This is a genomic window from Streptomyces sp. B8-7, from assembly GCF_058833805.1.
In genome coordinates this window covers 1,388,059-1,409,426 of sequence record NZ_JBYRRL010000001.1, presented here as the reverse complement: position 1 = coordinate 1,409,426, position 21,368 = coordinate 1,388,059, and the positions used below count along the sequence as shown (strand labels likewise).

Genomic DNA, 21,368 nt, shown 5'->3' with positions numbered 1-21,368 from the left:
TCTTCGTGCGCCCGTCCCTTACCTAACGCGCTACCGATCAGTAATCTGATCGCCCGTGACCAGTCGCGAGAGATCTCATTCAGGCATCAACCCGTCCGCTCCGCGCCGCCGTTCGGTCGTCAAGGCCGCTGCGGCCTCGGCGGTGCTCGCCGCGCCGCTCGCCGCCGCGCTGCCGGCGCGCGCCGCGGAGTCGGCCCCCTCCTTCCTGCACGGCGTCGCCTCCGGCGACCCGCTGCCCGACGGCATCCTGCTGTGGACCCGGGTGACCCCGACCGCGGAGGCCGGGCCCGGCTCGGGCCTCGGTCCGGACACGGCCGTCAGCTGGGTCGTCGCCACCGACAAGGCGCTGGCCAACGTCGTCGCCCGGGGCTCGGTCACCGCGACCGCAGCGGCCGACCACACCGTCAAGGCGGACGTACGCGGCCTCGCCCCCGCCACCGACTACTTCTTCCGCTTCTCCGCGGGCGGCACCGACTCCCCCGTGGGCCGCACCCGCACGGCGCCCGCCGCCGACGCCGCCGTGGCGAACCTGCGCTTCGGCGTGGTCTCCTGCGCCAACTGGGAGGCCGGCCGCTTCGCCGCCTACCGCCACCTCGCCGACCGCGGCGACCTGGACGCCTGGCTGCACCTGGGCGACTACATCTACGAGTACGGCAACGGCGAGTACGGCACCCGCGGTACGGTCGTACGCCCGCACGCCCCGGCGCACGAGATCCTCAGCCTCGCCGACTACCGCACCCGCCACGGCCGCTACAAGACCGACGCGGACCTCCAGGCGCTGCACGCCGAGGCGCCGGTCGTGGCGATCTGGGACGACCACGAGATAGCCAACGACGCCTGGTCCGGCGGCGCGGAGAACCACACGGAGGGCGCGGAGGGCCGCTACGCCGACCGTCAGGCCGCCGCGAAGCAGGCGTACTTCGAGTGGATGCCGGTGCGCCCGGCGATCGCCGGGACCACCTACCGGCGGCTGCGCTTCGGCAAGCTGGTCGACCTCTCGCTGCTGGACCTGCGCTCGTTCCGGTCCCAGCAGGTCAAGGCCGGCAACGGCTCGGTGGACGACCCGGACCGCACGCTGACCGGCCGCGCCCAGCTGGACTGGCTGAAGTCCGGGCTGAAGTCCTCCGACGCCACCTGGCGGCTGGTCGGCAACTCGGTGATGATCTCGCCGTTCGCCGTCGGCGCGCTCACCGCCGACCTGTTCAAGCCGCTGGCGGAGCTGCTGGGCCTGCCGAAGGAGGGCATCGCCCTCAACACCGACCAGTGGGACGGCTACACGGACGACCGCCGCGAACTGCTGTCGCACCTGCGCTCCCACGGCATCCGCAACACCGTGTTCCTCACCGGGGACATCCACATGGCGTGGGCGAACGACGTGCCGGTCAACGCCGGGACGTACCCGTTCTCGGCGTCCGCGGCCACCGAGTTCGTGGTCACCTCGGTGACCTCCGACAACCTCGACGACCTGGTGAAGCTGCCCGAGGGCGCCGTCTCCGCCGTCGCCTCCCCGCTGATCCGCGCCGCCAACCGGCATGTGCACTGGGTGGACACCGACCGCCACGGCTACGGCGTGCTGGACATCACCGCCGACCGCGCGCAGATGGACTTCTACGTGCTGTCCGACAAGACGGAGGCGAACGCCGCGTCCTCCTGGGCCCGCTCGTACCGCACCCGCAGCGGCACGCAGAAGGTCGAGCGGACCTACCACCCGGTGTGAGCCGGACACCTCGGCGACTGTTTTCGGCCAAGCGCGCTGTGCTACTGAGCCGTTAAGGCCGGATCACGTCGCTACGGCGGGTGGTGTGCGCCACACACCCCAATCCGGACACACCACCCGCGCCGGCCCCTCCCCTGTTACATCCGGACACCGGACCCCGGTCGCACGGATCGTTCATCCGCCCGATCCTCCCCGTTCGCCGGGTTCTCGATCGGGCCGGAACCTCCCTCCTGTCAGATCGTCATGTCCACGTAATCTCCGGGCGGCGGCCAGGAAGATCCCTGGCTCAACCATCTCCCCACCACCCCGCTTGGAGCCAGCATGCGTGCGCTCGCCCGGATATCCCCCCACCTGCGCAGACGCCTTCTCGGCACGGCCGTCGCGGCCGGAGCCCTGCTCCTGACCCCGCTGTCGGCGCCCACCGGCGCCGCCGCCGCGGGTCCGGCCACCTCCGACGCCTCCCCCGCCTCCCCCGCCTCCCCTGCCTCCCCTGCCTCCCCTGCCTCCGACTGTGACGACACCGGCAGCGCGGCCGCCCGTCAGGCCCGGCCCGGCGCCGTCCGGCACGCAGCCGAGCCCAACGAGGTCAGCACCGCCAAGGCCGAGGCCATGGACGCCGACCTGGCGAAGAGGCTCGACAGGCTGCACTCCGGCGGCAGGCGCCTCACCGCCGCCGCCGCCGCGAGCACCACGATCCCCGTCTACTTCCACGTCATCCACAGCGGTACGGCCGGCAAGCTCAGCGCCACCGACGTCAACGCCCAGATGAACGTGCTCGACGCGGCCTACTCCGGACAGGGCTCCGGCAACACCGACTCCGGCTTCCGGTTCACGCTCGCCGCCACCGACTACACCGACAACGCGTCCTGGTACAACCTCAGCTCCGGCTCCAGCGCCGAGAAGGCGATGAAGTCCGCGCTGCGCCGGGGCGGCGCGAACGCCCTCAACATCTACACCGCCAACCTCGGCGGCGGCCTGCTGGGCTGGGCCACCTTCCCCAGCTCCTACAACTCCAGCCCCTCCATGGACGGCGTGGTCGTGCTGGACGCGTCCCTGCCGGGCGGCTCGGCCGCCAACTACGACGAGGGCGACACCGCGACCCACGAGGTCGGCCACTGGCTGGGCCTGTACCACACCTTCCAGGGCGGCTGCCACGGCAAGGGCGACTACGTCTCGGACACCCCGGCCGAGAAGAGCGCCGCCTACCAGTGCCCCACGGGCCGCGACACCTGCACCCGCAGCGCGGGCGCGGACCCGATCCACAACTTCATGGACTACACGTACGACGCCTGCATGTACCAGTTCACCGCGGGCCAGGTGACCAGGATGCAGCAGAGCTGGGCCGCCTACCGCGGCTGACGGGCCGGCACGGCCGGCGGACGGCCGGCGGACGGCCGGCTACAGCGTCCCGAGGAAGCCGAGTGCCACCCGCCAGGTGGCCTCGGCGGCCTCCGGGTCGTGGTCCGGCAGGCCGGGGTCGGTGTACAGGTGACCGGCCCCGGCGTAGCGGTAGACCTCCACGTCCGCGCCCGTGCGGCCCATCCGGAGGTACCAGGAGCCGAGCCAGTCGTCCGTCTCGAACGGATCGGGCTCGGCCACGTGCAGCTGCACCGGCAGCCCGTCCACGGAGGCGTTCGGCGCGATGTCCGAGGTGCCGTGCAGGAGCAGCAGGCCCCGGGCCCGCTCGTCGCCGAGCGCGAGGGTCTGGGCGACGGAGGCGCCCATCGAGAACCCGGCGTACACCAGCCCGCGCGCGGAGTACGGCGCGGCCGCCAGCACGGCCCGCCGCAGCAGCTCGTCCTTGCCGATCTCGTCCTTGCCGGCCATGCCCTCCTCGACCGTCCCGAAGGTGCGCCCCTCGAAGAGGTCCGGCGTCCACACCTCGTGACCTGCCTCACGCAGCCGGTCCGCCGCGTCGCGCACCGCGGGCCGCAGGCCGTAGGCGGAGTGAAAGAGCATGATGTCCATGACGCCATCGTGCCAGTACGGTCGGAGTCATGGAGAACGTACTGCGCCCGCTGATCGTCGCAGGCGGATCGGTCGTCCTCACGCTGCTCATCGGCTGGGCGACGGACCGACTGCTGCTCAAGGCGGACCGGCGGCACAGCGAGACCCCCCTGTGGGGGCTCCTGCGCCGCGGCCGTGTCCCCTACCAGCTCGTGCTCTGCGCCGCTCTGTTGAGGAGTTCGTTCCAGGAGGCACGCCTGTTCCCGGACCACCGCGTCGCCGTGGGCCGGCTGCTGACCCTGGTGCTGATCGGCTCGGCCGCGTGGCTGGTGGTCCGGATCGCCGCCGCCGTGGTCGAGACGTCGTACACCCGCTTCGCCCGCTCCCAGAACGACCCGGCCCGGGTCCGGCGGGTGCGCACCCAGGTGACGTTGATCACACGGGTGGTCACGGCCGTCGTCGGTGTGATGGCCGCCGCGGCCATGCTGCTGACCTTCCCGGCGATGCGCGCGGCCGGCGCCTCCCTGCTCGCCTCGGCCGGCATCGTCGGCATCGTCGCCGGTGTCGCCGCGCAGTCCACGCTGGGCAATCTGTTCGCCGGGCTCCAGATCGCCTTCGGCGACATGGTGCGCATCGGCGACACGGTCGTGGTGGACGGCGAGTGGGGCGCCGTCGAGGAGATCACCCTCACCTTCCTGACCGTCCGGACCTGGGACGAGCGCCGGATCACCATGCCGGTGTCGTACTTCACGTCCAAGCCGTTCGAGAACTGGTCGCGGGGCACCCCGCAGATGACCGGCATCGTCTACTGGCATCTGGACCACTCGGCGCCGCTGGAGGCGATGCGGGAGAAGCTGCGCGACATCCTGCGCGCGTGCCCCGCCTGGGACGGCCGCGGCTGCTCCCTGGACGTCACCGACGCCACACCCAGCACCCTGGAGGTGCGGGCGCTGATGACGGCGAAGGACTCCGACGACGTGTGGCGGGCGCGGGTCACCGTCCGCGAGCAGATGATCCGCTGGCTGGTCGAGGAGCACCCCTACGCGCTGCCCCGGGTCAACACCGCCGACGCGGTGCTGCCGGATCCGCGGCCGGCTCTGGAGGACCCGTCGGACGGCGCGGCCCCGGACGGCGCGGCCGGCCACCTCACGGCCGACAGCCCGCCGGGCCGCCGGACCGCCGACGGCTCGGCGAACCGCCGCGCGGTGGTCCGGCCGCACCGGCCCGACCGGGGCTGAACCGGCTTCAGTGGCCGCGTTCGGCGCCGCCGTTGACCTGGACGATCTGAGAGGTGATGTGGCCGGCCCCCGGGGACGCCAGCCAGTGCAGGGTGGCGGCGACGTCCCCCGGCTCGCCGGGCCGCCCGGTGGAGGTCTCCGCCACCAGCCGCTCCCGGCGCGCCGCGTCGACGGGCCCGCCGAAGAACCCGGTGTCCTCGACGTAGCCGGGCGCGACCGCGTTCACGGTGATCCCGCGCGGGCCGAGCCGCCGGGCCAGGTCGTGGAGGTAGGGGTGCAGCGCCGCCTTGGACGCGGCGTAGGCCCCGCTGCCCGAGCCGCGGAAGGCGGCGATGGAGCTGAGGAACAGCACCCGCCCTCCGGGCTCGGCGAGCCGTTCGGCGAGCGCCTCGGTCAGCAGGACGGCGGTGAGCGTGTTGAGCCGGAAGTTCACCGTCCAGTCCCGTACGACGACGTCGAGCGGGTCGGTGCTCCCGGACGGCGGTTCCAGTCGGCCGTTCCCGCCCGCGCTGTGCACCAGCACGTCGACGGTGCCGACCTCGTCGCGCACGAACCGCGCGACCCGCCGTACGTCCCCGGCCTCGGTGAGGTCGGCGGGGCAGGTCAGCGCCCCCGGCACGGCGGCCCGCTGCAGCACGTCGGCCCGCCTGCCCAGCAGCACCACCTGGTCCCCGTCCGCGGCGAACAGGCGCGCCGCGGCGAGCCCGATCCCGGTGCCCCCGCCACTGATCACAATGTTCCGCGTCATGATCACAGCCTACGGACGGGTGGCCGCCGGGGACGGGGGACGCGAACGGAAAGTCCCGCCCACCACCCCGGCCGGACGCGTGGGCACCGGCCGGGGGCCGGCACCGGAGGGACCGCCGGCCGGTGCCGCGCCCCTCGCGGCAGCCGTCAGCGCAGGCTGCGCACGTCGAGCCGGCGCAGCACCCGGTCGACCACCTCGGGGTCCGCGCCCGGTTCGCCGCGCGCGGCCAGCACCTCGTGCCGGGCGGCACTGAGCATCTCCCCCTCGATCCGGCGCAGCCGCTTGGCCCGGCGCAGCCGCTGCTCGTGCGGCTCGCGGCGTTCCTCCTCCGCCATCACGGGGGAGATCCGCACCCCGATGTCGAAGGCCCGCCGCAGCATCCGCTCGGACACCTCCTCGGGCAGTTCCTCGACGTCCTCGATCTCGCGCAGCCTGCTCCGGGCGGCCTTCGCGGCCCGCGCCGCCAGGGCCCGCTCCAGGGCCTGCTCCCGCTCGGTGTCGGCACGCACTCCCAGGCGCTTGACCAGCCAGGGCAGCGTGAGCCCCTGGAGCACCAGCGTGGCCATGATCACGCCGAAGGCGATGAAGACGATCTCTCCGCGGTCGGGGAAGGGCGATCCGTCGTCGGTCTCCAGCGGCAGGGCCAGGGCGAGCGCCACGGACGCCACCCCGCGCATCCCCGACCACCACATGACGACGGTCTCCCGCCAGCTCACGGGGATGTCCTCGTCGTGGTCGCGCCGTGCGTGCAGGCGCTGGGTGAGCCAGGTCGCCGGCAGCAGCCAGACCAGCCGTACGAGGATCACGACCGCCGCGACGGCCGCCGCCCGGGCGAGCATCTCGCCCCACCGGCCGGACGCGGTCCGCACGGCGCTGTGCAGTTCCAGTCCGATCAGCCCGAAGGCGACACCCGTGACCAGGGTGTCCACGACCTCCCAGACGGTGTGCCCGGCCAGCCGGGTCATCACGTCGTCGGCGTCGGAGGCGTACTCGGCCAGGAACAGGGCGGTGGTGAGCACGGCGAGCACTCCGGAGCCGTGCAGTTGCTCGGCCAGCACGTAGGAGGCGTACGGCACCAGCAGCGTCAGCCCGATCTGCAGGGTGGGGTCGCCGAGCAGGTCCAGCAGCCGGTTCGCGGCCCAGCCGAGGGCGATGCCGGCCGCCACCGCGACGACCGCGGACAGCACCAGGTCCAGGCCCGCCCGCCACGGGGAGAAGCTGCCCGTGACGGCCGCGGCGACCGCCACGTGGTAGAGCACGATGGCGGTGACGTCGTTGAAGAGGCCCTCGCCCTCCAGGATGGACACCAGCCGCCGGGGCAGTCCGAGCTGTCCGGCGACGGCGGTCGCGGCGACCGGGTCGGGCGGCGCGACCAGCGCGCCGAGCGCGAAGGCGGCGGCGAGCGGCAGGCCCGGCACGATCGCGTCGGCCACGGCGGCGACGCTCAGCATGGTGACGAACACCAGCGCCACGGCCAGCAGGAAGATCGGCCGCCGGTTCGCCGCGAACTGGCGCCACGAGGTGCGCCGTACGGCCGCGTAGAGCAGCGGGGGCAGCAGCAGCGGCAGGATCAGGTCCGGCGGTACGTCGACGTCGGGGACGAAGTCCGCCAGGGCCAGGGCGCCGCCGAACAGCGTCATCAGCACCGGCGACGGCAGGCCCAGCCGGTCCCCGAGGGGGACGCTCAGCAGGGCGCCGAGCAGCAGCAGGAAGACCAGGCCCAACTGTTCCACGCGCGGCGCCCCCGGCGGCTCGGACGATCACTCGGCAGGTCCCCAGCCTGCCACGGGCCGATCCGCCGGCGTGGCGCGCCGCCGCGTGCGGGTGTCGCGTCCGGCGGACAGCCTGTGCCGCCGCGTCCCGGGAATCCCGCCGGCACCCCGTCTGCGCGGACCATCTGCGCGGACCGTCCGCGGTCGCTTCGGGAACGGTCCCCGAGGAGCGCTACAGGGTGCGCCGCATCGCCCGGTGCGGGATGCCCGCGTCGGGGAACTCAGGGCCGTACGCCGCGTAGCCGAGCCGCTCGTAGAAGCCGAGGGCGTGGGTCTGGGCGTGCAGGTCGACGGCGGCGAGGCCCCGGTCGCGGGCCGCGTCCTCCAGGGCGCGCACCAGGGCCGCGCCGACACCGAGGCCGCGGGCCGCGCGGGTGACGGCCAGCCGCCCGAGCGAGCCCACCGAGGCGTCGCCGCCGGTCCTGGCCGCCGCGTCCGGGCCGTGCAGCAGCCGTCCGGTGCCCAGCGCGGTGCCGTCCTCCCGCACCGCCAGCACATGGACGGCGGCCGCGTCGTGGGCGTCGTACTCGATCTCCCGCGGGACGCCCTGCTCGGTGACGAACACCTCCCGGCGGACGGCGAAGCACGCCTCGCGGTCGGCGGGGAGGCCGGCCACCCGGACGGTGTAGGGGCTCACCCGTAGGTCTCCTCACGGACCAGGTCGAGGGCCTTCTGCAGGTCAGCCGGGTAGTCGCTGCCGAACTCGGCCCAGCGGCCGTCCCCGGGGTGCTCGAAGCCGAGCCGGACCGCGTGCAGCCACTGGCGGGTCAGCCGCAGCCGCTTGGCGAGCGTGGGGTCCGCGCCGTAGGTCAGGTCGCCGACGCAGGGGTGCCGGTGGGCGGCCATGTGGACCCGGATCTGGTGGGTCCGGCCCGTCTCCAGCTTCACGTCGAGGAGGGAGGCGGCGCGGAAGGCCTCGATCAGGTCGTAGTGCGTGACCGACGGCTTGCCGTCGGCGGTGACCGCCCACTTGTAGTCGTGGCTGGGGTGGCGGCCGATGGGGGCGTCGATGGTGCCGCTGGTCGGATCCGGGTGCCCCTGGACGAGCGTGTGGTACCGCTTGTCGACCGTGCGCTCCTTGAACTGGCGCTTGAGCGAGGTGTACGCGCGCTCGGACTTGGCGACCACCATCAGGCCGGAGGTGCCCACGTCCAGGCGGTGCACGATGCCCTGGCGCTCGGCGGCCCCGGAGGTGGAGATGCGGTAGCCGGCCGCCGCGAGACCGCCGATCACGGTCGGGCCGCTCCAGCCCGGCGAGGGGTGGGCGGCGACGCCGACCGGCTTGACGACGACCACGACGTCCCCGTCGTCGTGGATGATCTCCATGCCCTCGACCGGCTCGGCCACCACCTGCACGGGGGCGGCCGCCTGCGGCATCTCGACCTCCAGCCAGGCCCCGCCGCTGACCCGTTCGGACTTGCCGACCACCGTGCCGTCGACCAGCACCTTGCCCGCGGCCGCCAGTTCCGCGGCCTTGGTACGGGAGAAGCCGAACATGCGGGAGATGGCGGCGTCGACGCGCTCGCCCTCCAGGCCGTCCGGCACGGGCAGGGTACGGATCTCGGGAATCGTGCTCACCCGTCGAGTATGCCGGACGGGCCGGACCCCTCCGCACGCCCGCCCCGTCCGTCCGCGGGCCCGTCCGTCCGCGGGCCGCGGCCCGCGAGGGATCCGCCGGGTGTCCGGCCCGGCTCCGGCGCGGACCTCCGGGTTCCGCCCGGATCCCGCGCGGGATCCGTCCGGAATCTGTCCGGGGTCCGGGTCCGGGTCCGGGTCCGGGTCCGGAATCTGTCCGGGTCGGGTCCGGGGTCCGTCCGGGATCCGCCCCGGTCCCGCTCAGTCCCGGTGGACGGTGCCGTCCGGGTCGAGTCCGCGGAAGGACAGCAGCACGATCAGGATGCCGCCGCACACGATCGCCGAGTCGGCGAGGTTGAAGACGGCGAAGTGCCTGGGTGCGATGAAGTCGACGACCGCGCCCTCGAACACCCCCGGCGCGCGGAAGATCCGGTCGGTGAGGTTGCCGAGGGCGCCCCCGAGCAGCAGGCCGAGCGCGATCGCCCAGGGCAGGCTGTACAGCTTGCGGGCGAGCCGGAAGATCACCACGATCACGGCGGCCGCGATCACGGTGAAGATGATCGTGAAGGCCTGGCCGAAGCCGAAGGCCGCACCGCGGTTGCGGATCGCGTCGAGCTTCAGCCACTCGCCGAAGATCTCGATCGCGTCCTGGTGCTCCAGTTTCGCCACCACGATCATCTTGCTGACCAGGTCGACGAGGTAGGCGAACGCGGCGACCGCGAACAGGACGGCGATCTTGCGCCGCCCGCGCGGCCGCTCCGCAGGCGCCTCAGGGCCCTCCCCGGGAGTCTCACCGGGAGGCTCCTCGGGGCTCTCCTCGGCGGGCCGGGTGCCGTCCGCCGCACCGGCGTCCGCGGAGTCCGCCGGGGTGTCCGACCGCGCCTGCGTTCCGTCGTCGTCCCGCTCCTGCGCGGCCGGTGCCGCCTCGGGGATGCCCGGCGTACCGATGATGCGCTCCGCCTCTGCCACGTGAGTCCCTCAACCTAGGTGCCTGACTGAGGACGAGGGTACGTCACGCCTGCCCGGTCGATCAGTACCGGCGTTCCTGCTTCTGCTTGCACTCCACGCACAGCGTGGCCCTCGGGAAGGCCTGCATCCTGGCCTTCCCGATGGCCTTGCCGCAGTTCTCGCAGAGGCCGTACGTGCCCGCGTCCAGCCGCTCCAGGGCCCGCTCGCTCTGCAGCAGCATCTCGCGGGCGTTCGCGGCAAGCGCCAGCTCGTGCTCGCGGGTGATGTTCTTCGAGCCGGTGTCGGCCTCGTCGTCGCCCGCCCCGTTCCCGGAGTCCCGCATCAGACCGGCCAGCGACTCCCGGGAGGACACCAGCTCGGCCTGGATGCGCAGCATGTCGCCGGTCAGGCCGGCGCGGGCCTCCTCGACCTCCTCGGCCGTCCAGGGGTCCTCGCCGGGGCGTACGGGCAGCTCGCCCGGCTCCACCGCGGCGCCGCGCGCCTTGGGAACGGCCTTCGCCGTGGCCGGGGCCGCGCCCGGTGTCTTCTTCGCACCCACCGTGGGGGCTCCCGTCTGCTCCGCGGCTCTCGCCGCGCCCGCCTTCTTCGTCGACCTGCTCGTGGTGCCGCTGGTGCCGGTGCTGCTCGTGGTGCTGGTGCTGCTCGTGGTGCCGGTGCTGCTCGTGGTGCCGGTGTTGCTCGTGGTGCCGGTGTTGCTGGTGCTGGTCGTGCCGGTGGGGCTTGGCGTGCTCTTCCGTCCGGTGCCGGCGCCGACACCGGCGGCCGCGCCCCCGCTCGCCCCGGCCCTCTTCGCGTCGGCCCCCCTCGCGGCCGGCTTCCTCGCGGGCGCCTTCTTCGTGGTGGTCTTCTTCGCCGTGGCCTTCCTCGTGGTGGCCTTCTTCGTGGCCTTCTTCGTGGTGGTCTTCTTCGCGGCTCCCCCGGCAGGAGCCTTCCGGGCCGCCGTCTTCTTCACGGCGGTCTCCCCGGTCGCGGCCTTCCCGGTCGCGGCCTTCCCGGTCGTCGCCTCCCCGGACGCGGTCTTCTTCACCGCCGCCTCCCCGGTCGCGGCCTTCTTCGCCGAGGGCTTCCGCGCTGCCGTCGTCCCCGCCGGAGCAGGCCCGGCCGGGTCCGCCGCTCCCACCGGGTCCACCAGCGTCCCCGGGTCCGTCGTGGCGTCCGCGTCTCTCCCGGAGGCCGCCTTGGGCGCCTGCCTGATCCCGCCGGTGTCTCCGGCCGCGGAGCCGGCGGACCCTCGGGACGCCGACTGCTGTGCGGCGGTCTTCTTCGCCACCATGGCCGCGGCCCCTTCACATATTGTGATCTTGCACGCGAATCGTGCTGGGACGATAAATCGACTCGGGTCCCGCGGCAACGGGGCACGCCGCCCGATTCGCCCGGCCCGCGTGCGCCGCGCGGCCGGCATGCATCCGTTGTGCCCAGCTCCCCGCCGGGTAATCCGGCGGGCGGGGCCTCCCGGAACCCACGGCCCCGCACCGGGCCGATCGGGTCATCCCGGACACCCTCCGGCCCGGCCCCCGGACGGCGCGGAAACGGGTCGGCCGGCACCCCCGGAGCGCCGTACACTGGGCGGAGCGAAAAGCGTGGATGGGGACGAGTAGCGGCGTACGCAGCCCAGAGCGACCCGGGGACGGTGGAAGCCCGGGGGCGAGCGCGACGTGAAGATCACCCCGGAGCCGCCGGAAGAAAGCCGCAGCCACCGGGCGGGCGGCGAGTAGACCCGGCATCGCGGCCCCAATGAGGGGGCCCACCGGAGCACACCCGGCACCGGAGGGCCAAGGAGGGTGGTACCGCGGGAGCGCGCCGCACACGGCGTACGAACGGCTCTCGTCCCTCCGACGGAAGGCAGCACGTCCGCCGGAGGAAGCTCGCTGATGACATCGCCTACGTACCGCCAGGTGCCCGCCCAGGTCGACCTGCCCGCCCTCGAGCACGGCGTGCTCGACTTCTGGCGCGAGCAGAAGATCTTCGCCAAGAGCCTGCAGCAGTCCGAGGGGCGCCCCGAGTGGGTGTTCTACGAGGGCCCGCCCACCGCCAACGGCATGCCCGGTGCCCACCACATCGAGGCCCGGGTCTTCAAGGACGTCTTCCCCCGCTTCCGCACCATGCGCGGCCACCACGTGGCCCGCAAGGCCGGCTGGGACTGCCACGGCCTGCCCGTGGAGCTCGCGGTGGAGAAGGAGCTCGGCTTCTCCGGCAAGCAGGACATCGAGGCGTACGGCATCGCCGAGTTCAACGCCAGGTGCCGCGCGTCGGTGACCCGGCACACCGACGCGTTCGCCGAGCTGACGACCCGCATGGGCTACTGGGTCGATCTCGACGACGCCTACCGCACCATGGACCCCGAGTACATCGAGTCGGTCTGGTGGTCGCTGAAGCAGATCTTCGACAAGGGCCTGCTCGTCCAGGACCACCGCGTCGCCCCCTGGTGCCCGCGCTGCGGCACCGGCCTGTCCGACCACGAGCTGGCCCAGGGCTACGAGACGGTCGTCGACCCTTCGGTCTACGTCCGCTTCCCGCTGACGTCCGGACCGCTGGCCGGCCGGGCGGCCCTGCTGGTGTGGACGACCACCCCGTGGACCCTGGTGTCCAACACGGCGGTCGCCGCCCACCCCGAGGTCACCTACGTGGTCGCCACGAACGGCGAGGAGCAGCTCGTCGTCGCCGAGCCGCTCCTCGCCAAGGCGCTCGGCGAGGAGTGGGAGCCCACCGGCGAGACGTTCACCGGAGCCGACATGGAGCGCTGGACCTACCGGCGCCCCTTCGAGCTGGTGCCCTTCCCCGAGCCTGCGCACTTCGTGGTGAACGCCGAGTACGTCACCACCGAGGACGGCACCGGCCTCGTCCACCAGTCCCCCGCCTTCGGCGAGGACGACCTCAGGGTCTGCCGGTCCTACGGCCTCCCCGTCGTGAACCCGGTCCGCCCCGACGGCACGTTCGAGCAGGACGTCCCCCTTGTCGGGGGCGTCTTCTTCAAGAAGGCGGACGAGCGGCTCACCGAGGACCTCCAGCAGCGCGGCCTGCTCTTCCGGCACCTGCCGTACGAGCACAGCTACCCGCACTGCTGGCGCTGCCACACCGCGCTGCTGTACTACGCCCAGCCCTCCTGGTACATCCGCACCACGGCCGTCAAGGACCGCCTGGTCCAGGAGAACGAGCAGACCAACTGGTACCCGGAGACGGTCAAGCACGGCCGGTTCGGCGACTGGCTGAACAACAACATCGACTGGGCGCTGTCCCGGAACCGCTACTGGGGCACCCCGCTGCCGATCTGGCGCTGCGCGGAGGACCACCTCACCTGCGTCGGCTCCCGCGCGGAGCTGACCGGGCTGACCGGCACCGACCAGTCGGGCCTCGACCCGCACCGCCCGTACATCGACGACGTCGTCTTCACCTGCCCGCACGAGGGCTGCGACAGCACCGCCACGCGTGTGCCGGAGGTCATCGACGCCTGGTACGACTCGGGTTCGATGCCGTTCGCGCAGTGGGGCTACCCGTACAAGAACAAGGAACTGTTCGAGGCCCGCTACCCGGCGCAGTTCATCTCCGAGGCCATCGACCAGACCCGCGGCTGGTTCTACACGCTGATGGCCGTCGGCACCCTGGTGTTCGACAGGTCGTCCTACGAGAACGTGGTCTGCCTCGGCCACATCCTCGCCGAGGACGGCCGCAAGATGTCCAAGCACCTGGGCAACATCCTCCAGCCGATCCCGCTCATGGACCAGCACGGCGCCGACGCGGTGCGCTGGTTCATGGCGGCCGGCGGCTCCCCCTGGGCGGCCCGCCGGGTGGGCCACGGCACCATCCAGGAAGTCGTCCGCAAGACCCTGCTGACGTACTGGAACACGGTCGCCTTCCAGGCGCTGTACGCCCGCACGTCCGGCTGGGCCCCCTCCGCCGCGGACCCGGTCCCCGCCGAGCGCCCGGTGCTCGACCGCTGGCTGCTGTCCGAACTCCACGCCCTCACCGACCAGGTGACCGAGGCCCTGGAGTCCTACGACACCCAGCGCGCCGGGAAACTGCTGTCCGCGTTCGTCGACGACCTGTCCAACTGGTACGTGCGCCGCTCCCGGCGCCGCTTCTGGCAGGGCGACAAGGCCGCGCTGCGCACCCTGCACGAGGTCGTGGAGACCGTCACCAGGCTGATGGCCCCGCTGACCCCGTTCATCACCGAGCGGGTGTGGCAGGACCTGGTCGTCCCGGTGACACCGGGCGCGCCCGAGTCCGTGCACCTGGCCTCCTGGCCGGAGGCGGACCTGTCCGCGATCGACCCCGGGCTGTCGCGGCAGATGGTGCTCGTGCGGCGGCTGGTGGAGCTGGGCCGGGCCACCCGTGCGGAGTCGGGCGTCAAGACGCGGCAGCCGCTGCGCCGCGCGCTCGTCGCCGCGGCCGGCTTCGACACGCTCGACCCCGGCCTGCACGCCCAGATCACGGAGGAGCTGAACGTCGAGGGGCTGGCCTCGCTGAGCGAGGTGGGCGGCTCCCTGGTCGACACCACGGCCAAGGCGAACTTCCGTGCGCTCGGCAGGCGGTTCGGCAAGCGCGTGCAGGACGTCGCCAGGGCCGTGGCCGACGCCGACGCCGCCGCCCTGTCACTGGCCCTGCGCGAAGGCACGGCCTCGGTGGAGGTCGACGGGGAGACCGTCGCCCTCGCACCCGACGAGGTGATCATCACCGAGACGCCCCGCGAGGGCTGGTCGGTGGCCTCCGACGCGGGCGCGACGGTCGCCCTCGACCTGGAGATCACCGAGGATCTGCGCCGGGCCGGACTCGCCCGGGACGCCATCCGGCTGATCCAGGAGGCGCGCAAGAACAGCGGCCTGGACGTGGCGGACCGGATCGCGCTGCGCTGGACCGCCACCGACCCGGCCGTCGTCGCGGCGCTGACCGAGCACTCCGCGCTCATCGCCGACGAGGTCCTCGCCACCGACTTCGCCCAGGGCGAGGCGGACGCCGGCTACGGCGACCCGTTCACCGACGGGGGCCTGACCCTCACCTTCCGCCTGCGCAAGGCGTGACCCCCCGGGCGCCCGACGCCCGCGGACCAGCAGCGGCGGCCGCCCCGCGGCGGCCCCACCGCCCGTGGCTGCACGCACCTCCCGCGCCGTCGTACGCACGCACCTCCCGGGCAGTCGTACGCACACACCTCCCGGGCCACAGCCGTCGGCGGCACCACCCCTGGCGGTGCTCCCGCGCCCGGGGACCGCCCGCGCACCCACCGGCCGCCGAGCCGAACACCGCGCTCAACACGCGTAAAAGGGGCGGGCCCCGGATCAGATCCGGGGCCCGCCCCTGAGTGAACGCTGCCGGCGTCTACACCGTACTGACGTACGTCAGTTGTCGTCCTCGTCGATCAGAAAGCCGCGCATCGGAGACGGAGCCTGACCCATCGGGGACGGACCCTGCGGCCGGACCGGGGCCATCGGCTGGGTCATCGCGGGGGACATCTGCTGCTGGCCGCCGTAGGACGGAGCGGACGGAGCCGGGGCGCCGCCCATCGGCGCGTTGCCGCCGTAGGACGGGGCGCTCGCGCCGGCCGGGGCCATGGAGGGCGCCGGGGACGGCGGCAGGGACGCCGTGGCCGGGGTGCGCGGCGGGGCGAGCGAGTCGTCGGCCTGGGTCTCCAGCTGGCGCAGCTGCGACTCCAGGTACGACTTCAGACGCGTCCGGTACTCGCGCTCGAAGCCACGCAGGTCCTCGACCTTGCGCTCCAGCGTGGCGCGGGCGGACTCCAGGGAGCCCATCGCGACACGGTGCTTCTCCTGGGCGTCCCGCTCCAGGGCGTCGGCCTTGGCACGGGCGTCCCGCTCCAGACCCTCGGCGCGGCTGCGAGCCTCACCGACGATCTTGTTGGCCTCGGAACGGGCCTCGGCGATCGCCTGGTCGGCGGTCTGCTGGGCCAGCGAGAGCACGCGGGCCGCGCTGTCGCCGCCGGGAGCACCGCCCATCGGACCGCCGCCCATCGGACCACCCATGGGGCCGCCCATCTGCTGCGGCATGGGAGGCTGGCCCATCGGACCGGGACCCTGGCCCATCTGCCCCGGACCCTGGCCCATCTGGCCCTGGCCCATCTGCCCGGGACCCTGGCCCATCGGACCGGGACCCTGCGGACCCTGACCGCCGGGACCGGCGGGCAGCTGCGGGGCACCGCTCGGCAGCTGGGGCGGGCCGCCCATGGGGCCGCCCATCTGCTGCTGCGGCGGGCCCGATATGCCGGCCGGCACCGGAGCGCCGGGGCCTCGCATGCCCTGCGGCGGCCCGTCCTGCTGTTCTGGAGGCTTCCGCATGTTCTGCTGGTTCTGCGCGGCGGCACGCGTGGCCGCGGCCAGCTTGGCGCGCAGGTCCTCGTTCTCGCGGAGCAGTCGGGTCAGTTCGGCTTCGACCTCGTCGAGGAAGGCATCGACCTCGTCCTCGTCATAGCCTTCTCGGAGGCGGACGGTCGTGAACTGCTTGTTCCGCACGTCCTCGGGGGTCAACGGCATCTCTTCACCTCAACGTATTCGTCGGCAGTCGGCAAGACCGTAGCTGTCACATCGCTCACATCGCGCTCCGCACGAGCGTGATCAGGATGTAGACGATGATCATCAGTACGAAGAAGGACAGGTCGAGCGCCACGCCCCCGAGACGCAACGGCGGGATGACCCGCCGCAGAAGCTTGAGCGGTGGATCGGTGACAGTGTAGGTGGCCTCCAGAACGACCACCATCGCCTTGCCGGGTTGCCACGAGCGGGCGAACTGGAAGACGTAGTCCATGACCAACCGGAAGATCAGCACGAGTAGGAACACCATCAGCGCGATGTAGAGAACCTGCAGAACCACGCTCATGACCGGTGCTTCCCTCTCCCCTGTTCCCTGTTTCCGTGCTGTCGTTCCGGCGGTGCGTCTCAGCTCTGGTTGAAGAACCCGCCCTCTGCGATGCGGGCCTTGTCCTCCGCCGTGACATCGACGTTAGCAGGCGACAACAGAAACACCTTCTGCGTCACCCGCTCGATGCTGCCGTGAAGACCAAACACCAAACCCGCCGCAAAGTCGACAAGTCGCTTGGCGTCTGTGTCGTCCATCTCAGTCAGATTCATGATCACCGGGGTGCCCTCACGGAAGTGTTCCCCGATGGTACGGGCCTCGTTGTAGGTCCGCGGGTGAAGTGTGGTGATCCGGTACGGCTCTCGTTCCGACACGACCTTGGGCATGATCACCGGTGCGTTCTTCTCCAGGCTCTGACGTTCTTGTGTGATGGACGCCACGGGCGCGATGCGGGCCGGGCGGCCGGATTCCGCGGCGAGCGAAGCGGATCGGGCGACCGGTTCACGCGGCGCGGGAGGCTGCGCGATTCGCACCTCTTCGTCCCTTTGGGACTGATGTGCGACGTGCGGCGGATGCGACGGCTCGTGCCGCCGGTGCTCCCGCTCGGGCTCGGGGTCGAGTTCGGGCTCGAAGTCGTCGTCGGGGTCGAACCCCCGGCCGTCGTACCCATCGTCCTCCACGAGGCCGAGGTAGACCGCCATCTTGCGCATCGCGCCGGCCATGCTCTGAGTCCTCCGCTCTGTGGTGGATCGACCGTTGGCTCTCAAGTGCCCGCGATCCACGAGGTCGTTGCGCCGCCTTTCGGTGGCAATGACCATATTTTCTGCTGTGGTCCGACTTCCTGGCGACGTTACCCGAGCCCGGCGCGGACTCCGAGTACCGCGGTGCCGACGCGTACATGTGTCGCCCCGGCCGCCACGGCCTCCTCCAGGTCCGCACTCATCCCTGCCGAGACCATGTTCGCAGCCGGATGGGCCCGGCGCAGGCCAGTCGACAAATCCATCAACCGCCCGAACGCGGCTCGTCGGCGCCCGGCGAACTCGCCGGTCAGCGGTGCCACGGTCATCAGCCCGTCCAGCCGCAGTCCCGGCGAACGGGCGACGAGGTCGGCCAGTTCTTCGATTCCGGCGGGGGCGACCCCGCCCCGCTCCCCGCGGTCGCGCTCGCCGGCGTCCAGCGCGACCTGGATCAGACAGCCCAGCGTGCGCCCGGTCCGCTCGGCCTCCCGGGAGAGCGCGGTCACCAGCCGGGCCCGGTCGACCGACTGCACCACATCGGCGTAGGCGGCCACGGAACGCACCTTGTTGGTCTGCAACTGACCGACGAAATGCCAGGTGAGGGGCAGATCCGCGCAGGCGGCGGCCTTCGGGGCGGCGTCCTGGTCGCGGTTCTCGGCGACATGCCGCACCCCCAGCCCGGACAGGATCCGCACGTCGTCCGCCGGGTAGGTCTTGGTGACGACGATCAGCGTCACGTCCTCGCGCGGCCGGCCCGCCGCCGCACAGGCGGCGGCGATCCGTTCCTCCACTTTCGCCAGGTTCGCGGCGAGTTCGTGCTTACGGTCCGTCATGCCCCATCAGTCCAGCCACACATAGCCCGCGAGCCGTCCGGTGGTGCGGTCGCGACGGTACGAGAAGTGGTCCGGCGACCGGAGCGTGCACACCGGGGACTGCGCCCGGTCGCCGACCCCGAGCCGCTCCAGTTGCGCGTGCACGCCGGCGGCCACGTCGACCGCGGGTGTGCCCCAGGAGGTCTCCGCGTACGCCGCCGGTTCCGCCGCGGCGACCTCGGCGCGCATCGCCTCCGGCACCTCGTAGCACCGGCCGCACACCGAGGGACCGGTGCGGGCGGCGATCCGCGCCGGATCGGCGCCGAGCGCGGTCATCGCGCGGACGGCGGCGGGCACCACCCCGGCGACCAGCCCGGGCCGGCCCGCGTGGGCCGCCGCGGCGACCCGGGCGACCGGGTCGGCGAGCAGGACGGGCACGCAGTCGGCGGTGAGGACGGCGAGGGCCGCGCCGCGCACGGCCGTGACCAGCGCGTCGGTCTCGGGGACGGCGGCGCCGGCCGGCCAGGGTCCGGCCACGACGGTCACGGCCGCGCCGTGCACCTGGTTCATCCAGACCACGCGGGCCGCGTCGACGCCCAGCGCCCCGGCGGCCAGCTCGCGGTTGGCGCGCACCGCGTCGGCCTCGTCGCCGACGGCGCCGCCGAGGTTGAGCTCCTCATACGGAGCGGCGCTCACCCCGCCCCACCGGTCGGTGAAGGCGAAGTGCGCGCCGCTCACGCTCTCGCGCTGTCCTATCACTTGAGGAAGTCCGGGACGTCCAGTTCCTCGGCCGCGCTGTCCGCGTAGCTCCGCGAGGACGGGACCGGCGGGGCGACCGGAAGGTCGGCGACCGGCTCGGGCGCGGGCTCCGGCTCCTCCTTGGGCTTGACGCTGCCCAGGGAGCCGAAGGCCGGGCGGGTCTCGGCCTGCCGGGCCGGCGGCGCGGGCTCCTCCCGCTTGACCGAGGAGGAGCCGAGGACGTTGTCCCGCTTGGCGGGCGGCTGGCCGCCGTCGAACCCGGCCGCGATCACGGTGACCCGCACCTCGTCGCCGAGCGCGTCGTCGATCACCGCACCGAAGATGATGTTGGCCTCCGGGTGGGCGGCCTCGCTGACCAGCTGGGCGGCCTCGTTGATCTCGAACAGGCCGAGGTCGGAGCCGCCGGAGATGGAGAGCAGCACGCCGCGGGCGCCGTCGATGGAGGCCTCCAGCAGCGGCGAGGAGATCGCCATCTCGGCCGCGGCCACCGCGCGGTCGTCGCCGCGGGCGGAGCCGATGCCCATGAGGGCCGAGCCGGCCTCGGACATGACCGACTTGACGTCGGCGAAGTCCAGGTTGATCAGGCCGGGGGTGGTGATCAGGTCGGTGATGCCCTGGACGCCGGAGAGCAGCACCTGGTCGGCCGACTTGAAGGCGTCGAGGACCGAGACCTGGCGGTCCGAGATGGACAGCAGCCGGTCGTTCGGGATGACGATGAGGGTGTCGACCTCTTCGCGCAGCTCGGCGATGCCGTCCTCGGCCTGGTTCGCGCGGCGCCGTCCCTCGAAGGTGAACGGGCGCGTGACGACGCCGATGGTGAGCGCGCCCAGCGAGCGGGCGATGTTGGCCACGACGGGCGCGCCGCCGGTGCCGGTGCCGCCGCCTTCACCGGCGGTGACGAAGACCATGTCGGCCCCCTTGAGGACCTCCTCGATCTCCTCGCGGTGGTCCTCGGCGGCCTTGCGGCCGACGGCCGGGTTGGCTCCGGCGCCGAGTCCGCGGGTGAGTTCACGGCCGACGTCCAGCTTGACGTCGGCGTCGCTCATCAACAGCGCCTGCGCGTCGGTGTTGATGGCGATGAACTCGACACCCTTGAGACCGACCTCGATCATCCGGTTGATGGCATTGACACCACCGCCGCCGACACCGATGACCTTGATGACTGCGAGGTAGTTCTGCGGTGCTGCCACGTCGAAGGCCTCTCGCCTCGAATTACGTTGCCGCCGCAGCGCGGTCCCCCGCGCTCCGACGACAGATGCCGAATGGGACGGTCCGTAGCGCCGACCCGAACCCTAACGCTGAAGTTTAGGGTTACCAGTGTGTCTGTTCCTTGAAGTCTTCTGAACGAGACACTAAGTCGACAAGTGGCGCGCGTTCAACGAACACGCCGAACCTCCCGTTTTTCTTTTCACCCTATGTGATCAGCCGTAGCAGTGCCCAACCAGGGTGCTGGCCTGCGCTGATGTGCGTCAACTCCCTGATGACGCGGGGGCGGTGGGAACACTCACGTCGAAGTGCCGCGCCCCCGGGGCCGCTTTCATCAGTGCGGAGAGCGTACGGCCCTTCGCGCGCCCCTTCTCGGCACTCCCCCAGGCGACGGTCCGCCCGTCGGCCAGCCTGAGCGAGATGGCGTCGTAGGAGCGCACCTCGACGGTCCGGGTGGCGCGGGCGACCGGGGCGGGCAGCGCGCCGACCACCCGCACCGCCTCCCGGACCAGCCGTGGTTCGCCGAAGCGGCGCAGGCTGGCGGCGGCCGAGGCGGACCGGGAGACGGTCACGTCGAGCAGCGGAACGCCCTCGGGTGCCTCGGGGACCGTGGCGAAGCGGACACCGTCGTCGTCGACTTCGACGAAATCCTTGCCCTGGGCGATCAGCAGGACCGGCGTCCGCTCGGTCACCTGCAGGCTGATGCCGTGCGGCCAGGAGCGGACCACGTCCACGGTGTCGATCCGGGGCAGTTCCCGGCGCAGCCGGTCCGCGACGGCGTCGGTGTCGACCGAGACCAGCGGGTCCCCGACCGGGACCCGGGCCGCGTCGCGCACCTGACGCGGCCCGAGTACCTCGGTGCCGGAGACCGTGACCCGCTCGACGCGCAGCCACGGGGAGCCGTACAGCAGCCAGACGCCGCCCGCCGCGAGCGGCACGGTGAGGGCCGCGGCGGCGACCGCCAGGCGCAGGCGGCGCCGGCCGGGGCGCCGCGCGGACGGCGGGCCGGACGGTTCCTGCTGACGGTCACCGCGCTCGGCGGTGGTCGATCCGGCCACGCACGCTCCTTCCGGGGCCCGTTCGCCCG

General features: G+C 72.8%; 18 protein-coding genes. 4 read left to right on the top strand and 14 right to left on the bottom strand.

The window, feature by feature from the left end; translation table 11 throughout:
• Positions 1-55 precede the first annotated feature (55 nt).
• Together AC5K6T_RS05840 and AC5K6T_RS05835 are read left to right on the top strand one after the other, a co-directional pair.
• On the top strand, positions 56-1,717 hold the full coding sequence (locus AC5K6T_RS05840; protein WP_493206238.1) for an alkaline phosphatase D family protein: 1,662 nt from the start codon (positions 56-58) through the stop codon (positions 1,715-1,717).
• A 321-nt stretch (positions 1,718-2,038) separates the two neighbouring features.
• Positions 2,039-3,076, top strand: a complete 1,038-nt coding sequence (locus AC5K6T_RS05835) for a zinc metalloprotease (RefSeq protein WP_493206236.1) — start codon at positions 2,039-2,041, stop codon at positions 3,074-3,076.
• A gap of 39 nt (positions 3,077-3,115) precedes the next feature.
• Here AC5K6T_RS05835 and AC5K6T_RS05830 read toward each other — a convergent pair whose 3' ends face one another.
• Positions 3,116-3,685 (bottom strand): dienelactone hydrolase family protein, encoded by a 570-nt coding sequence (locus tag AC5K6T_RS05830; protein ID WP_493206234.1) that lies wholly within the window; start codon positions 3,683-3,685, stop codon positions 3,116-3,118.
• Between the two features lie 29 nt (positions 3,686-3,714).
• Here AC5K6T_RS05830 and AC5K6T_RS05825 point away from each other — a divergent pair, with 29 nt between their 5' ends.
• Positions 3,715-4,902 carry a mechanosensitive ion channel family protein gene (locus AC5K6T_RS05825; RefSeq protein WP_493206233.1) on the top strand — a complete coding sequence of 396 codons (1,188 nt, stop codon included), beginning with the start codon at positions 3,715-3,717 and terminating at the stop codon, positions 4,900-4,902.
• A 7-nt stretch (positions 4,903-4,909) separates the two neighbouring features.
• Here the strand turns inward: AC5K6T_RS05825 and AC5K6T_RS05820 are convergent, their stop codons facing one another.
• From AC5K6T_RS05820 to AC5K6T_RS05795, 6 genes are all read right to left on the bottom strand, one after another.
• Positions 4,910-5,650 carry an SDR family NAD(P)-dependent oxidoreductase gene (locus AC5K6T_RS05820; RefSeq protein WP_493206231.1) on the bottom strand — a complete coding sequence of 247 codons (741 nt, stop codon included), beginning with the start codon at positions 5,648-5,650 and terminating at the stop codon, positions 4,910-4,912.
• Positions 5,651-5,796: 146 nt separating this feature from the next.
• Positions 5,797-7,383, bottom strand: a complete 1,587-nt coding sequence (locus AC5K6T_RS05815; RefSeq protein ID WP_493206230.1) for a Na+/H+ antiporter — start codon at positions 7,381-7,383, stop codon at positions 5,797-5,799.
• Positions 7,384-7,594: 211 nt separating this feature from the next.
• Positions 7,595-8,059, bottom strand: a complete 465-nt coding sequence (locus AC5K6T_RS05810; protein WP_493206229.1) for a GNAT family N-acetyltransferase — start codon at positions 8,057-8,059, stop codon at positions 7,595-7,597.
• Positions 8,056-9,000 (bottom strand): RluA family pseudouridine synthase, encoded by a 945-nt coding sequence (locus AC5K6T_RS05805; protein WP_493206227.1) that lies wholly within the window; start codon positions 8,998-9,000, stop codon positions 8,056-8,058. Before AC5K6T_RS05805 ends, AC5K6T_RS05810 begins: the two co-directional genes overlap by 4 nt.
• A 258-nt stretch (positions 9,001-9,258) precedes the next feature.
• The gene (gene lspA, locus AC5K6T_RS05800) at positions 9,259-9,966 is read right to left on the bottom strand and encodes a signal peptidase II (protein WP_493206226.1); all 708 of its coding nucleotides are present in this window, start codon (positions 9,964-9,966) and stop codon (positions 9,259-9,261) included.
• Positions 9,967-10,027: 61 nt separating this feature from the next.
• Positions 10,028-11,239 (bottom strand): TraR/DksA family transcriptional regulator, encoded by a 1,212-nt coding sequence (locus tag AC5K6T_RS05795; RefSeq protein ID WP_493206224.1) that lies wholly within the window; start codon positions 11,237-11,239, stop codon positions 10,028-10,030.
• 598 nt (positions 11,240-11,837) lie between these two features.
• Here AC5K6T_RS05795 and ileS point away from each other — a divergent pair.
• The gene (ileS, locus tag AC5K6T_RS05790) at positions 11,838-14,981 is read left to right on the top strand and encodes an isoleucine--tRNA ligase (protein ID WP_493206222.1); all 3,144 of its coding nucleotides are present in this window, start codon (positions 11,838-11,840) and stop codon (positions 14,979-14,981) included.
• Between the two features lie 315 nt (positions 14,982-15,296).
• On the opposite strand, the gene AC5K6T_RS05785 is transcribed toward ileS, so the two are convergent.
• The 7 genes from AC5K6T_RS05785 to AC5K6T_RS05755 all read right to left on the bottom strand — a co-directional run bounded on the left by AC5K6T_RS05785 (position 15,297) and on the right by AC5K6T_RS05755 (position 21,339).
• A complete protein-coding gene (locus tag AC5K6T_RS05785; protein ID WP_493206221.1) occupies positions 15,297-16,445 on the bottom strand; it encodes a DivIVA domain-containing protein in 1,149 nt (382 codons plus the stop codon).
• 55 nt (positions 16,446-16,500) lie between these two features.
• Positions 16,501-16,788, bottom strand: a complete 288-nt coding sequence (locus AC5K6T_RS05780; protein WP_493206219.1) for a YggT family protein — start codon at positions 16,786-16,788, stop codon at positions 16,501-16,503.
• Positions 16,789-16,847: 59 nt separating this feature from the next.
• Positions 16,848-17,489, bottom strand: coding sequence for a cell division protein SepF (locus AC5K6T_RS05775; protein WP_493206218.1), 642 nt, complete (start codon positions 17,487-17,489; stop codon positions 16,848-16,850).
• 128 nt (positions 17,490-17,617) lie between these two features.
• The gene (locus tag AC5K6T_RS05770) at positions 17,618-18,337 is read right to left on the bottom strand and encodes a YggS family pyridoxal phosphate-dependent enzyme (RefSeq protein WP_493206217.1); all 720 of its coding nucleotides are present in this window, start codon (positions 18,335-18,337) and stop codon (positions 17,618-17,620) included.
• A gap of 6 nt (positions 18,338-18,343) precedes the next feature.
• Positions 18,344-19,075: a peptidoglycan editing factor PgeF gene (gene pgeF, locus AC5K6T_RS05765; RefSeq protein ID WP_493206215.1), complete on the bottom strand. Its 732-nt coding sequence runs from the start codon at positions 19,073-19,075 to the stop codon at positions 18,344-18,346.
• Entirely contained in the window at positions 19,072-20,265 is a 1,194-nt protein-coding gene (gene ftsZ / locus AC5K6T_RS05760) for a cell division protein FtsZ (RefSeq protein WP_493206213.1), read from the bottom strand. The genes pgeF and ftsZ overlap by 4 nt, the downstream gene beginning before the upstream one ends.
• 279 nt (positions 20,266-20,544) lie before the next feature.
• Positions 20,545-21,339, bottom strand: coding sequence for a cell division protein FtsQ/DivIB (locus AC5K6T_RS05755; protein WP_493206211.1), 795 nt, complete (start codon positions 21,337-21,339; stop codon positions 20,545-20,547).
• Between the last annotated feature and the right edge of the window lie 29 nt (positions 21,340-21,368).

Excerpts from the sequence above, each read along its gene's own strand:
- AC5K6T_RS05835 (WP_493206236.1), top strand. The coding sequence starts at position 2,039 with ATGCGTGCGCTCGCCCGGATATCCCCCCACCTGCGCAGACGCCTTCTC.
- AC5K6T_RS05830 (WP_493206234.1), bottom strand. The coding sequence starts at position 3,685 with ATGGACATCATGCTCTTTCACTCCGCCTACGGCCTGCGGCCCGCGGTG.
- AC5K6T_RS05825 (WP_493206233.1), top strand. The coding sequence starts at position 3,715 with ATGGAGAACGTACTGCGCCCGCTGATCGTCGCAGGCGGATCGGTCGTC.
- AC5K6T_RS05820 (WP_493206231.1), bottom strand. The coding sequence starts at position 5,650 with ATGACGCGGAACATTGTGATCAGTGGCGGGGGCACCGGGATCGGGCTC.
- AC5K6T_RS05795 (WP_493206224.1), bottom strand. The coding sequence starts at position 11,239 with ATGGTGGCGAAGAAGACCGCCGCACAGCAGTCGGCGTCCCGAGGGTCC.
- ileS (WP_493206222.1), top strand. The coding sequence starts at position 11,838 with ATGACATCGCCTACGTACCGCCAGGTGCCCGCCCAGGTCGACCTGCCC.
- AC5K6T_RS05785 (WP_493206221.1), bottom strand. The coding sequence starts at position 16,445 with ATGCCGTTGACCCCCGAGGACGTGCGGAACAAGCAGTTCACGACCGTC.
- AC5K6T_RS05780 (WP_493206219.1), bottom strand. The coding sequence starts at position 16,788 with ATGAGCGTGGTTCTGCAGGTTCTCTACATCGCGCTGATGGTGTTCCTA.
- AC5K6T_RS05775 (WP_493206218.1), bottom strand. The coding sequence starts at position 17,489 with ATGGCCGGCGCGATGCGCAAGATGGCGGTCTACCTCGGCCTCGTGGAG.
- AC5K6T_RS05770 (WP_493206217.1), bottom strand. The coding sequence starts at position 18,337 with ATGACGGACCGTAAGCACGAACTCGCCGCGAACCTGGCGAAAGTGGAG.